Annotated in this window: 13 protein-coding genes; all 13 read right to left on the reverse strand. The window is 46.5% G+C overall.

Going from position 1 to position 14482, the window contains the following annotated elements; genetic code table 11:
• Positions 1 to 30: 30 nt before the first annotated feature.
• The 13 genes from G3352_RS24615 to G3352_RS24675 all read right to left on the reverse strand — a co-directional run bounded on the left by G3352_RS24615 (position 31) and on the right by G3352_RS24675 (position 14422).
• A complete protein-coding gene (locus G3352_RS24615) occupies positions 31 to 261 on the reverse strand; it encodes a YlzJ-like family protein (RefSeq protein ID WP_163760885.1) in 231 nt (76 codons plus the stop codon).
• Positions 258 to 1031: a ClpP family protease gene (locus tag G3352_RS24620; RefSeq protein ID WP_481856331.1), complete on the reverse strand. Its 774-nt coding sequence runs from the start codon at positions 1029 to 1031 to the stop codon at positions 258 to 260. The genes G3352_RS24615 and G3352_RS24620 overlap by 4 nt, the downstream gene beginning before the upstream one ends.
• A 215-nt stretch (positions 1032 to 1246) precedes the next feature.
• Positions 1247 to 2926 (reverse strand): ribonuclease J, encoded by a 1680-nt coding sequence (locus G3352_RS24625; RefSeq protein WP_053783840.1) that lies wholly within the window; start codon positions 2924 to 2926, stop codon positions 1247 to 1249.
• 470 nt (positions 2927 to 3396) lie between these two features.
• Positions 3397 to 4278, reverse strand: a complete 882-nt coding sequence (gene dapA / locus G3352_RS24630; protein ID WP_163760889.1) for a 4-hydroxy-tetrahydrodipicolinate synthase — start codon at positions 4276 to 4278, stop codon at positions 3397 to 3399.
• A gap of 47 nt (positions 4279 to 4325) precedes the next feature.
• Positions 4326 to 5543, reverse strand: coding sequence for an aspartate kinase (gene dapG, locus G3352_RS24635; protein WP_063566369.1), 1218 nt, complete (start codon positions 5541 to 5543; stop codon positions 4326 to 4328).
• A gap of 423 nt (positions 5544 to 5966) precedes the next feature.
• Positions 5967 to 6563, reverse strand: a complete 597-nt coding sequence (locus G3352_RS24640; RefSeq protein ID WP_163760891.1) for a dipicolinate synthase subunit B — start codon at positions 6561 to 6563, stop codon at positions 5967 to 5969.
• Positions 6560 to 7459: a dipicolinate synthase subunit DpsA gene (gene dpsA / locus G3352_RS24645; protein WP_163760893.1), complete on the reverse strand. Its 900-nt coding sequence runs from the start codon at positions 7457 to 7459 to the stop codon at positions 6560 to 6562. The genes G3352_RS24640 and dpsA overlap by 4 nt, the downstream gene beginning before the upstream one ends.
• Before the next feature lie 228 nt (positions 7460 to 7687).
• Positions 7688 to 8134 carry a dUTP diphosphatase gene (gene dut, locus G3352_RS24650; RefSeq protein WP_170867769.1) on the reverse strand — a complete coding sequence of 149 codons (447 nt, stop codon included), beginning with the start codon at positions 8132 to 8134 and terminating at the stop codon, positions 7688 to 7690.
• Complete coding sequence (locus G3352_RS24655; protein ID WP_076289533.1) at positions 8094 to 9377, reverse strand: M16 family metallopeptidase; 1284 nt, start codon at positions 9375 to 9377, stop codon at positions 8094 to 8096. The genes dut and G3352_RS24655 overlap by 41 nt, the downstream gene beginning before the upstream one ends.
• A 98-nt stretch (positions 9378 to 9475) precedes the next feature.
• Entirely contained in the window at positions 9476 to 10429 is a 954-nt protein-coding gene (locus G3352_RS24660) for a polysaccharide deacetylase family protein (protein ID WP_163760975.1), read from the reverse strand.
• Between the two features lie 264 nt (positions 10430 to 10693).
• On the reverse strand, positions 10694 to 12796 hold the full coding sequence (pnp, locus tag G3352_RS24665) for a polyribonucleotide nucleotidyltransferase (protein WP_163760895.1): 2103 nt from the start codon (positions 12794 to 12796) through the stop codon (positions 10694 to 10696).
• Positions 12797 to 13048: 252 nt separating this feature from the next.
• The gene (gene rpsO / locus G3352_RS24670; RefSeq protein ID WP_056700672.1) at positions 13049 to 13318 is read right to left on the reverse strand and encodes a 30S ribosomal protein S15; all 270 of its coding nucleotides are present in this window, start codon (positions 13316 to 13318) and stop codon (positions 13049 to 13051) included.
• 159 nt (positions 13319 to 13477) lie between these two features.
• A complete protein-coding gene (locus G3352_RS24675; protein WP_205525044.1) occupies positions 13478 to 14422 on the reverse strand; it encodes a bifunctional riboflavin kinase/FAD synthetase in 945 nt (314 codons plus the stop codon).
• Positions 14423 to 14482 lie beyond the last annotated feature (60 nt).

Genomic DNA, 14482 nt, shown 5'->3' on the forward strand with positions numbered 1-14482 from the left:
TTTCTGCTCAATTTGTCTTATTCGGTCGCGTTATGTTGGTCCCGGGTTACCCGAAAGTGGAACGATAGATCCGGGCATATTAGCGGGATTCAGATAAGCTTCCAAGGGGCATTCAAGTAAACGTACAATGACAGCCTCATTTTCATTAACAGGTCTGACCAGCATCAATAATCCGTTCATCTTGATCTCACGGGTGTCTTCTCCTTCATTCCACATCCCTGACCACAGCAGTTCAGGTGGCATCACTGTGTAAAGTGTCATTGGGTATACCCACCTGCCTGCAGCGTCTGTCTTTTGTCTCCAATGAGCTGATTCAACTGGGCGATGGCCTGTCCGATCCCGCCTACGGCATCCATCAATCCATATTTAACCGCATCAGCGCTACCCACAGCTGTTCCGATATCGCGGTTGAGTTCACCCGTTTTAAACATCAGTTCCTTGAACATTTCTTCAGAGATATTGGAGTGCGATGTAACAAATCTTACGACACGTTCCTGCATCTTCTCCATGTACTCAAACGTCTGAGGCACGCCTATCACCAGTCCGTTCATACGGATCGGATGAATGGTCATTGTTGCACTACCCGCAATCAGTGAATAGGTTGAGGCAACCGCGATCGGAACCCCGATGCTGTGCCCTCCTCCAATGACGACGGTAACCGTAGGTTTACTAAGTGAAGCAATCATTTCGGCAATAGCCAGGCCCGCCTCCACATCTCCTCCTACCGTATTTAAAATGATCAAGATGCCTTCGATTCGCTGATTCTGCTCTGCTGCAACCAGCTGAGGAATGAGGTGTTCATACTTCGTTGTTTTGTTTTGCGGAGGTAAAATTAAATGCCCTTCCACCTGACCGATAATGGTCATACAGAAAATGTTCGATTCAGCTGCGGGTGACTGCGTCTGTCCAAATTGCTGAATGGCCTCCGTTACAGGTGACATGGCCTTTTCCTCTTGTGCGGGGACTTCCGGTGCCTCGGTGCCCGGTTGTTCCGATTTCGGTGTTTGCTTGTTTTTCATGTTTTCGCTCATTCGATTACTCCCCTTCTCCAGAAACATGTAATGTATTTCCTTAGTATGGGGAATGTTTCAGCTGACTTATACCCTATTACTCATCAATTTCTCCATAATCTGGTGTAGGGCCAGAAAACAACAAAAAAAGCCCCTTCTCTACGAGGAACCGTCCAATATTACTCGTAGAGAAGGGGCGACTGTGTGCCTGAATTTATGTTTTTGTTTGATTTATTTTAAACTTCCATAATGATTGGCAAAATCATCGGTCTACGACGAGTTTGCTCATACAAGAAGCGTCCGAGTGCATCTTTAACATTCGTTTTGAGTGAAGCCCATTCGTTAACGTTCTCACTCATCAACTTCTGCAGTGTGCTGCTGACGATGCGATTGGCTTCATCAAGCAGTCCTTCCGATTCGCGTACATAGACAAATCCACGGGAGATGATGTCCGGACCGGAAACAATTTTGCCATCCTGTTTGCTCAGTGTTACCACGACAACCAGAATGCCATCCTGTGACAGCAATTTACGGTCACGCAATACGATGTTACCTACATCGCCTACACCCAAGCCGTCGATCAACACGTTACCTGCAGTAACTTTACCTGCCTTGCGTGCTGCTCCGCCTTGAATTTCAACCACTTCACCGATATCCGTAATGAAAATGTTGTCTGGATCAATACCTACAGATTCAGCCAATACCGCGTGACGGCGCTGCATACGGAATTCACCGTGAATCGGCAGGAAATATTTCGGTTTCATCAGGTTAAGCATTAGTTTCAGCTCTTCCTGGCTACCGTGACCGGATACGTGAACGCCACTGTTTGCACCGCTGTAATGCACGTTGGCACCCAGACGGAACAGTTCGTCAATCGTACGGCCTACATATTTCTCATTACCTGGAACTGGAGTTGCAGCAATAATTACTGTATCACCAGGCAAAATATCTACTTTACGATGAGTGGAACGAGCCATACGTGTCAATGCTGACATCGGCTCGCCTTGGCTACCTGTGCAGAGAATTACTACACGGTCTGCAGCCATTTTGCCTACTTCTTCCGGCTCAATGATCATGCCGTCTGGAATCTCAAGGTAACCCAGTTCAGAAGCAATACCCACCACATTTACCATACTGCGTCCAATAACTGCGACTTTACGTCCAGTTACTTCAGCTGCATTGATAACCTGTTGAATCCGGTGTACGTTGGAAGCAAATGTTGCTACAACGACACGTTGGCTTGCTTTACGGAAGATATCTTCCAGAACGATACCCACATTTTTCTCCGAAGGTGTAAATCCAGGTTTCTCTGCGTTGGTGCTATCGGACAAGAGGGCGAGTACGCCATTGGTTCCGATCTGTGCCATACGCTGGAGATCTGCATATTGACCATTGACTGGAGTGTGATCAAATTTGAAGTCACCTGTATGAACAACAGCGCCTTCCGGTGTTTCGACACATACGCCGACGGAATCCGGAATACTATGGTTAGTAGCGAAGAACGTTGCTTTCAATACAGAGCCGAGTTGAATCTCGGAATCCGCATCAATCAGGATGCGTTTTGTTTCACCCAGCAAATTGGCTTCTTTCAGCTTGTTCTCCACAAGTCCGAGAGTAAGCTTTGTTCCGTATACAGGAACATTCAAGTGTTTCAGAACATATGGCAGACCACCGATATGATCCTCATGTCCGTGAGTCAAAATAATACCTCTTACTTTGTCACGGTTTTCAGTTAGATAAGAGATGTCAGGAATGACGATATCGATTCCAAGCATATCTTCTTCCGGGAATTTAAGACCAGCATCTACGACTACAATGTCGTTCGCGTATTGGATGACGTACATATTTTTACCAATCTCGCCTACGCCGCCCAAAGCAAAAATCATCAGTTTATCGTTGTTATTTTTCTTAGACAAATGAATCTAAACCTCCTATGGTAGTTGGACGTCGTACCTTATTATTTTATTGTAAGTTAAGAAAAGCAGTCCATCACACCCATGCCCGTAAATAGGGATGAATGCAAAAGAGCACCTTTATTCACGATATTTGGAAGAAGTTCTTCGAAGTTATTCCCCTTCACCAACAAGATGGATTTTGAAATGATCCTTCTTAGCCGTTCCTTCCTTTTTCACCACAAAGCTACACCAAGAAACGATGTCGCTTTCAATTTCAAAAAAATACCGCACCCAGTCACTTGACATCATTATACATGATTAAAAACAAAAAAAACAAGTCACTCTCTCGTTAACCTCTAGGTTTGCCTCCAGTTGTGAAAAGAAACCTAACAATCATCGTCAAAAAAAGAACCGCCTCCTCTTAAATGAGGAGCGGTTCTTCTACAATTTCTATGGGTTTATAAAAGTTAACAAATCAGTTCAATATCGTATTATTGCAAGTTGAACAAGGTACGAATAAAGCCTTGCTCATCCTCTGTTGCAGCTATAAGCGGAAGGCGTACAGTTCCTACATTCAGACCGCGCAATGTCAGAGCGTATTTCACCGCTACAGGGTTCGGTAAAGGCTGTGGGCACTCGAATAGACCTTTGAACACCGGAAACAGCTTCTGATGTATCTGAGCCGCCTGTACAGGTGCACCACCGAAGTAGGAATCAATCATTTGTTTCATCTCAGCGCCTACCACATGGCTAGCAACGCTAACGATCCCGTAAGCACCTACAGCGATGGCTGGCAAGCCAGAAGCATCGTCACCGGAATACACCCTGAAATGTCCCGGTGCACCCGCAGCAATCTGCGTGACTTGCTCCAATGATACACATTCCTTCGTAGCTACTATGTTAGGAATCTGTGCCAAACGAAGCGTTGTTGCAGCCGAAAGACTGGCTGCTGTACGTCCAGGAACGTTATATAACATAATTGGCAGTTTCGTCGCGTTGGCGATCGCTTCAAAGTGTCTAAACATTCCCTCTTGACTTGGTTTGTTGTAATAAGGAACAACCAGCAAAACACCATCTACACCAGCACGTTCAGCGTCCTGAGTCAGATGGATAGAATGAGCGGTGTTATTGCTACCCGTTCCAGCAATGATTTTGCACCGTCCAGCCGCATGTTTTACTGCGAATTCGAATAGTTCTACTTTTTCTTTGTCGCTAAGCGTGGGAGATTCTCCAGTTGTTCCTGAAATAACGAGCGTCTCTGACTTTTGATCATCAATCAAATAGTCAATCAGACGTGCAGTTTCCTCCCAATGGATCTCCCCTTGTTCGTTGAACGGAGTGACCATTGCTGTAATCAATCTTCCAAAGTCCAATTCGATTCCTCCTTCAAAACAGGTCCGGCTCCTCTGACTTCAAAGTACTACAAGTGAAGTTCGAATGAGGCGTGAAGCGCCCTCAGAGCTTGAACCATATCTTCTTTTTTCACAAGTACCCAAATCGTTGTATTGGAATCTGCAGATTGCAGGATCTGGATGTCCGCAAGTGTCAAGGACTCCACGATCCGTGCCATAATGCCTGGCACTCCGTTGATACCTCCGCCGATGACGGAAACTTTGGCACATCCGGAGAGACTTTGCGGTTTAAGACCAATTTCCTGCAGTACCTGTATAGCTTTCTCGGAATCACTATCGAAAACGGTATAGACAACCCCCAGAGGGGTAACATTAATAAAATCTACGCTGATCGAATTTTCAGCCATCGTTTTGAACACTTTCAGCTGCAAACGATCTGCACCGCCCGGCACTTCCACGGTTATTTGCGTAACATTACTCACATAGGCAATCCCTGTTACATAACGGTCGACAATGCCTGTCTGCACATCCTGGAATCCTTCTGGATGCGTTACCAGCGTCCCTTCACTATCTGCAAAGGTAGATCTCACACGCACTGGAATCTGGGATTGCATTGCAATCTCGACTGCACGTGGGTGAATTACCTTGGCTCCTTGATGGGCCATATTACATATCTCGGCATAACTCACAACAGTCAACGGACGAGCATCCTCCACGATACGTGGATCTGCTGTCAGTATCCCATTTACATCTGTGTATATGTCCACCATCTCAGCATGTAATGCTGCACCAAGAGCTGTGGCTGACGTATCACTTCCTCCACGACCAAGGGTCGTAAAGTCACCATTTTCGGTCTGCCCCTGGAACCCTGTAACAATGACAACACGCCCACTCTGTAGCTGCTCCAGCACACGAACAGGACGGACATCCAAAATTCGGGCATTCCCGAAATTGTCGTCCGTCACAAAACCTGCTTGTGCACCGGTCAGCACTGTAGTTGGAATGCCTTCATGTTCGAGCAGACTGCTCAAAGTCGTCGCAGAAATAATTTCACCACAGCACAGCAGTAAATCCTTTTCGCGTGCGGAGAGTGCATTTCCGTTCTGTGCAGCCCAGTCCAGTAACGTATCAGTTGCATAAGGCTCACCACGGCGACCCATCGCTGACACAACAATGACCAGACTTAATCCTGCTTCAAGTTCACGTTTAACATGACGGAGCACATGCTCTCTCGCCTGAACGGTAGAGAGAGATGTACCTCCGAATTTCTGTACCATGATGCGCATCTTTATTCCTCCATTTGTGTACGCAAGAAGACTGGACACGGGTCAAATCAACAAATGGATCACCCTAGGGAGCGTTCCGATGCGATAATTTCAGCATTTTATACGGCATTTCATGCCGCTCCTCATCAAAGATTAGTGAAACAATCCCATATGAAGGCCGCGGTTGTTATCGAGATCATGACGCACACGTTCCCCGTGCACTGATCCCGCTTGCCTAACCTAATCGTTGCAAGCAGGAATTCCCTTTTAATGAAAGGAACGTGGACACAGGTAGCTGTTTATGCCAGCATAACGTCCCTCATGATTTTCTTTGTCTCTCGAACCATCTTCATTTCTTCAAGCGAATAACCGTTATCCCCTTAACTAAGTCTGTACAGAACCATGTCTATAAACAAACTAATGTTACGGAGGACCCAAGAACTATCAAGCCTGTGCAGAACGCTGCACAATCATTGGCTGTAACTGTTTGCCTTCAAGCGCACTCCAGCATGCCTCCGGAATGAGCTCCATTTTGGCCACTAACGAGTTCGGTTTTTTCTCCGGATCATCCTGCCCAAATGGCACAAAATACAGATATTTGGCCACCAACAGTTTGGCGATGTTCGCAGCATTCAACCCAAGGCCATCATTGGTGGAGATGGCGAGTACCAGCGGACGCTGATTTCGCATCTGGGCTTTGGCTGCCATTAAAACCGGACTGTCCGTCATGGCGTTAGCCAGCTTACTCGTCGTGTTGCCTGTGCATGGAGCAATTACGAGCACATCGAGCAACTTGGAAGGACCTAACGGCTCTGCCTCAACAATTGTAGAAATGATATCATTCCCCGTTATATCTTTCAACTGTTTTTGCCAATTTTGCGCGGTCCCAAAGCGTGTATCCGTAGTCAGAACCGAATTGGAAATAATCGGGACAACATTGGCACCTTCGGCCACGAAGCGGCTAATCACCGGCATAACCTCTTCAAACGTACAATGAGAACCTGTAATTGCGTAACCTACCGTTTTTCCCTGCCAGTTCATTGTTCAACCTCCCGTGCGTTTTGTTCTTCCAAAAGCAAACGGATTAACACGTCGGCAATAATGCCGCCAGCCGTTTTGGGAGCAACAATGCCGGGGAGGCCAGGCGCAAGTAGCGCTTTGATACCGCGTTTTTCAGCATACCGGAAATCACAGCCGCCAGGAGCGGATGCGAGGTCGATAATGACTGCTTTTTGCGGCATTTTGGACAGGATTTGTGCTGTGATTATCATAGTCGGTATCGTATTAAAAAGCAAGTCAACTCCCCCGGTTTGAGCGGCCAAATCCGTTGTCATGAAAGGCTTCCAGCCCATTATGGCTGCTCGAGCAGCATCCTCTTCGCGCCTGATTCCCACCCGTACATTTGCCCCAAGTCCCTGAAGCGTTTTGGCCATTGTGAAACCTGTTCGACCCAAGCCAAGCACAATACATTCCGAGCCGTGGATCGTGAAGTCCGTCTCCCGAATCGCCATAGCAATTGCGCCTTCAGCAGTCGGAATGGAGTTGTAGAGCGCGATGTCATCACGATCGAGTACTTCAACAAGCCGTAGACCATTTTCCCGGCACAAATCACGTAAAAAAGGCTTCGCCATACCTGTGAACACAATACAATGCTCCGGCAAGGCCGCAACATGTTCCTTTTTCAGAAAAATCGGTGTATCACTGAACGAAGTGCTCACTTTACCCTGATCATCACACCCGACCACAGGAAGCACCAGCACATCTGCCGAAGCAAATACATCGTCCTCCAATTCCTGGTGTTCGATACCCGGTATGGGACGCTCCAGCTTGTCGAAGCCCACCACACTTACCGTAGCATCCAGCTCTGCGCATTTTTGAATGACTTCAAGCTGCCGCGCATCTCCGCCCAGGACTATAATCCGGACACCGGTCAGCATCGGGACGTCACTCCTTTCACCACATGTATGCCTTATCGTATGCAGTGGCCCACAGGGGGGTGAAACATTAAAATTGAAGCATGCAAAGAAAACATTGTCTCTATCGTTCAAAAAAAAGAAAAAAGAGCCGCCCCTCGGGGACGACTCTTCGAGAACATGCTCAGTAAATCAAACTTTAAAGCTCTAATTACAGATGATGCTCCTATTTACAACTTGGTTTCAGAGCATTTATTTTCCGGTATGACCGAATCCGCCTTCACCACGTACAGTTTCCGACAGTTCAGCGACTTCGGTTAATTCAACTGCAGGAACGGTTTGAAAGACGATTTGGGCAATTCGCTCCCCACGTACAATGGTGAATGGCTCCTGACCCAGATTAATCAAAAGGACCTTAACCTCACCGCGATAATCGGCATCAATGGTGCCAGGTGTGTTCAGACACGTAATCCCATGTTTGAAAGCCAGACCGCTACGCGGGCGAACCTGTGCCTCCAATCCAGCAGGCATTGCCATCGCGAGTCCCGTAGGAATCAACGTACGCTGTCCCGGCTGCAATACAACCTCTTCTTGTAATGCCGCAACTACATCAAAGCCGGAGGCTAGCTCTGACATTTTTTGAGGCAACTTAATATCTTCATTGCCCGGTAACTTTTGAATTTGAACGTAATGCAACAAAATCATCCCTTCTTAATCCAGCGATCGTACGATCCGAAGCACCGACCATAGCAAGCGCAAATGGCTCTGCAAACATCAGGTCCAGCACAGCATCAACATCGTCCATCGTTACTTCTTCAATTTTGGCAATCATTTCGTCCAGCGTGTGGTGTCTGCCCAACATCAGCTCGTTTTTACCCAGACGGTTCATCCGGCTGCCCGTGCTTTCCAAACTGAGGATGAGACTTCCTTTCAGTTGTTCTTTTCCTTTACGAAGTTCATCTTCAGACAATCCATTTACAGCCAGATCGTGTAGAACCTCTTTGGTCAGATCCAGAACTTCTTTCGTCTGTTTCGGCGCTGTACCTGCATAGATGGTGAAGAGTCCACTATCCGCATGGGAACTATGATACGAATAAACGGAATAAGCAAGGCCGCGTTTCTCCCGAATTTCCTGGAAGAGTCTGGAGCTCATGCCTCCGCCAATCGCATTATTCAACACGACCATGGCGAATTGGAGCGGATCTCCGATCTTACATCCCGGGAACGAGATACAGATATGATTCTGTTCCGTTTTCTTTTTGTGAAAGAGTTGTCCGCTCTGGAATGCAGGCAGTGTGACTTGTTCAGCTACACCGTTGACATCAAAAGCACCAAAATGCTTTTCCATCAAATCAATCACACTGTCATCAATGTTACCCGCAATACTAATAACGGTATTCTCAATCGTGTAGTGCTCCTTCATATATGCACGCAAATGGCTGGAGTCCATCGCCTTGAGACGCTCTTCTGTACCCAGAATCGGATAAGCGAGCGGATGCTCACCATAGGCGGCCAAAGCCATAAGATCATGGACCATGTCATCAGGCGTATCCTCATACATCGATATTTCTTCCAGAATGACGTTTTTCTCCTTCAGTAGTTCACCATCATCCATTTTAGAGCGGAAGAACATATCGGACAACACATCGACAGCTATTGGTAGATGTTCATCCAGTACTTTGGCATAATAACAAGTGTATTCTTTTGAAGTGAACGCATTCACGTTACCACCAATGGCATCAAATTGCTCCGCAATCGCTTTGGCATCATAACGATCCGTTCCTTTGAACAGCATGTGCTCAATAAAATGGGACACTCCGTTGCTTGCAGGCTGCTCATTGCGAGAACCCGTCTTGACCCATATTCCAAATGACACGGAACGACAGGTCGGAATTTGTTCCATGACAACTCTGAGGCCATTGCCCAGCTGAATTTTTTTCACGGTTGGCCCTCCTACATCTCTATAATTGCCTGGATTTCAACGCGAAATTGAAATCGACATTTGGTTCCAACTGTTTGATAGTAACAAAAAAACATCATTCACTCAACCGCTGATCCCTTCACGCGCTCGGATGACAACGTTTCGCTAACGGTTCCAAGCGTCAAACCCTTGGCCCGTATGGAATCAATCATTCCTTTTAAAGCTCCTGAAGAAGCAGCTGTGGGGTGCATCAGAATTAATGTACCGGCTTCTACTTTTTTGGCGATCTTGGCTACAACAGATTCAGAAGTCGGTTTGCGCCAATCCACCGTATCCAGTGTCCAAAGTACCGTTTGAAGTCCCATGCCGGAAGCAATGTCGACCGTTTGTTGATTAAAATCACCGGAAGGTGGAGCAAACCAATGGTTCTCCACACCCAACTTTTCTTTGAGCAGGTCCTGGGTTTTGCTGATTTCCAGCTTGGCTCGCTCCGTACTCAACCGACTCATATTCGGATGTGAGTATGCATGATTCGATAACTCATGTCCACGCTTTTGGATTTCCTTGGCCAGTTCCTCGTTTTTGCTCAACCAGCTTCCATCCAGGAAAAAAGTAGCTTTGACTTTTTCGGCGTCAAGCGTATCTAGCATCGGGATAATGAATTCATTGCCCCACGCTACATTAATCATGAAAGACACCATTGGTTTCTCGGCATTCCCACGGTAAATCGGGTGTGCACCCAAATCCTTAAGCTGGATTTCAGGTACAGTCTGCCGATAGACATACGCTATCTTGGTATTCAGCGTGCCACCAAGTGCTTTGCGATACGTGGCTTCCACATCAATTTCTATTCCGTTATACCCGGGTATCGCTTTCCAGACCCGATCCACTCTGGCATTTACCGGAGCGATTTTCGTTTCGGCCGCTTTATCCCGGATCGCCGACAACAGCTGATCTTCTCCGGTTGCCTCTTTGAACATATCAAATGCATTTTGCGTGCCTGGTCCATCACGAATTTCCGTAATGTATGTACGTACACTGCCCACTTGTCCGACCAGTATGACAGCTGCCATACCTACCAGAACAGCCGCCAGCTTTTTGGATTGGTTTCCCACAGCTCCATCCTCCCGCCGTCTTTGTCCCCATCATATGAGGACAAGTGCAAGAATATGAATAAAACAAGCTGTTCATGTAAAGTATCTTCAAAGCTGGATTCAGAGGCCTTATGAGTAGACAATCGATGTCATAAAGATATTTAAACGTTAAAAAAAGAGCCAGAAATTCACATTCTGTCTCTTCATTCAATCTATCTTTTCAAAAAAACGATGGCACGCAACCTATGATTGAGCTGGAGCTTCGGCAGTCAATACGGCTTTGCGGGACAAGTTGATACGGCCTTGTGGGTCAATTTCCGTTACTTTTACCGTAATGGAATCACCGATAGCAACAACATCTTCCACTTTAGCGACACGCTCTGTGGACAATTGTGAGATGTGTACCAGACCTTCTTTGTTCGGCAGCACTTCAACGAATGCACCAAACTTCTCAACACGTTTTACTTTACCTACATAAATTTCACCGACCAGTACTTCACGTACGATGCCTTCGATGATCGATTTGGCTTTATCATTCATCTCTTGGTTGGAAGAAGCGATAAAGACACGTCCATCCTGTTCAATATCAATTTTAACACCGGTTTCCTCGATGATTTTATTGATAATTTTACCACCTGCACCGATAACATCACGGATTTTGTCCGGATTGATATGCATGGTTGTAATTTTAGGGGCATATTGTGACAACTGCTCACGTGGAGTTTTCATCACTTCGGTCATTTTGCTCAAGATGTGCATACGACCTTCTTTGGCTTGAGCCAATGCTTCAGACAAAATTTGACGATCAATTCCATCAATTTTGATGTCCATTTGAATAGCTGTTACACCATCAGGTGTTCCTGCTACTTTGAAGTCCATGTCACCGAGGTGATCTTCCATACCTTGAATATCACTCAGGATGGATACCTGATCTCCGTCTTTGATCAGACCCATAGCTACACCCGCAACCGGAGCTTTGATTGGTACACCTGCATCCATCATAGCCAATGTGCTGGCACAGATACTTGCCTGTGAAGTTGAACCATTAGATTCCAATACTTCGGATACCAGACGAATCGTGTATGGGAAGTCTGTTTCGGAAGGAATTACTTTAGAAAGAGCACGTTCCCCCAGAGCACCATGTCCGATTTCGCGACGGCCTGGAGCACGCAATGGACGAGCTTCACCTACACTGAACGGTGGGAAGTTATAGTGGTGCATGAAACGTTTCGTTTCTTCAAGACTGATTCCATCCAGAATTTGAACATCACCCAGTGCACCAAGTGTACAAATGCTGAGCGCCTGTGTTTGACCACGAGTGAACAAACCTGAACCATGAGTACGTGGCAGCAGGGAAGTATCACATTCAATTGGACGGATCTCAGCGAGTCCACGTCCATCCGGACGAACTTTATCATGTGTGATAAGGCGACGCACTTCTTCTTTAACGATATCGTGCAGCACTTCTTTCACATCTTTGAGCAGTTCTGGAGTCTCAATATACTTCTCTTCGAAGTGAGCAACGGTTTCGTCATTCACAAGATCGATTGCATCCTGACGTGCATGTTTTTCAGCAATTTTAACAGCTTCAACCAGACGAGCACTGGCGAACTCACGTACACTGCTGTTAACTTCAGCATTAACGGCATGCAATTTAACAGCCATTTTTTCTTTACCGGCCACTTGTACGAGTTGTTCGATGACTGCAACAATGTTCTTGATCTCGTCATGTCCGAACATGATTGCTTCTAGCATTACTTCTTCCGGAACTTCGTTCGCTTCCGCTTCAACCATCATGATGGCATCTTTGGTTCCTGCAACAACGAGTTCTATCTCACTTACCTCAAGCTGTGCAATCGTTGGGTTGATGATGAACTCACCATTAATACGTCCAACTTTTACGCCACCAATCGGTCCGTTAAATGGAACATCCGAAATGCTTAGTGCAGCCGATGTACCGATCATGGCAGCAATTTGCGGTTCGCAGTCCTGATCCACACTCATAACGATATTCAGAACTTGTACATCATTCCGGAAACCTTCCGGGAACAAAGGACGAATCGGACGGTCTGTCAAACGGCTCGAAAGAATCGCTTTCTCACTTGGTCTGCCTTCACGTTTAATAAATCCACCTGGGATTTTACCTACGGCATACAATCTTTCTTCATAGTTTACCGTTAATGGGAAAAAGTCCAGATCTTTAGGCTCACTTGATGCTGTCACGGTACACAATACAACGGTATCCCCGTATGTTACCTTAACGGCAGCATTAGCCTGCTTGGCCAAACGCCCTGTTTCAAGCGTAAGCGTTCTTCCACCAAGCTGCATTTCAACACGCTGTTCCATGAAATCCCTCCTTTTATTCGTTCCTAACACAATGGATTCTGCATTTTCACAGTATTTCCTGCTTGTCCTGCATTCATTAACTCCACAGCAACATGCTCACTTGCAAAACAAAAGCTCCTTGCGGAGCCATCAACTACAAATATATGGCAACATGTTCATCTACAAAACAACCCGGCTGTAAGCTCCGCTTGTCCTTTTAGACAAAGGAATGACGGATAACAGCCAGGTTGATTTTGAAAACATGTACGATAATTAACGACGCAATCCGAGTTTTTCGATCAGTGCGCTGTAACGTTTAACATCTTTGTTTTTCACGTAAGCCAAAAGCTTACGACGTTGACCTACCATTTTCAAAAGTCCACGACGTGAGTGGTGGTCTTTCTTGTGCGTACGCAAGTGGTCTGTCAAACTTCTGATGTTTTCCGTAAGGATAGCAACTTGCACCTCAGGTGATCCAGTATCGGACTCATGAGTTTTGTGCTCGTCGATCAGTTGTTGTTTACGTTCTTGAGTCAATGCCATCCTATTCACCTCCTTCATTATAATCGCCATTAGCCTCGTCACCGCCGGTGAGAGCAAGTAACCAAGCCAAGGTTATGTGTTGTTTCAAACGACAACGTAGTACATTATATCATAGTTGCCCAGACAAAGTAAATGTAAACATCTATTTTGTCCTGAACCTTAAAATAACAGGCGGGCGGCGGTTAATGCATCTTCACGAATCTGACTGATCAAGGCATCAATCGAGTCAAATTTTCGCTCTGCACGAATGTAGTGAACGAGATCAACCTTTAATTCCTGGTCATATATTTGCCCATCAAAATCAAGCAAGTGCACCTCAAACGTAGGTTTCATCCCGTTTTCGTGAAAGGTAGGTTTCACACCAAGGTTCATGACGCCGCGCAGTTCCTGCTCCCCATACTGCACACGAACAGCGTATACGCCTTTCGCCGGCGTAACATAATGATCCGTAAGTTCAAGGTTAGCGGTAGGAAAACCAATGGTCCGCCCACGTTTCTCTCCATGAATTACAATTCCCCTGATGCTATAAGGTCGTCCGAGCCATTGGCTGGCTTCGTCCATTTCTCCACGCTTCAACAGGCCACGAATGAGAGAACTGCTTACCTTCTCACCGTTTAACAGGAATGGAGGTACAGTTTCCACCGTCATTTCACCTTCTCCCAATGTGCGAAGAAGCTGCTCATCCCCTGCTCCCTTGTGACCGAAGCGGAAGTCAAAACCAACTACCGCTGTTCGAGTCTGAAGCGGAAGCAGCAGATCATGTGCAAATTGCTGCGGCGTCAATCTTGAGAACTCCTCATTGAATTCGACCACGTAGAGCACGTCTACACCCATCCCTGCCAGGATGTCTTCTTTATCTCTCAAGGGAGTTAGATAACCCTCGTAATCCCCTTTGCGCATAACTTCCTTCGGATGAGGATGAAAGGTCATCACCGCTGCCTGCATGCCCGTTTCGCGTGCAATGCGGACAGCTGACAAAATGACACTTGCATGTCCGAGATGCAGCCCGTCAAATTGACCGATCGCAAGCACTTGGGGATGTGTGCCCTGAACAGCCGATTGTAACGTCTGCGGATAGGTTAGCATTACGGTTTTCACAATCATTCACCTGCATTTCACTTGATAGGCCAGGCTTGAGTACCACCACTCAAACCAGGAACCTCT

Origin of the sequence: Paenibacillus sp. ALJ109b (assembly GCF_010747435.1) — a bacterium.
Lineage (GTDB): Bacteria > Bacillota > Bacilli > Paenibacillales > Paenibacillaceae > Paenibacillus > Paenibacillus taichungensis.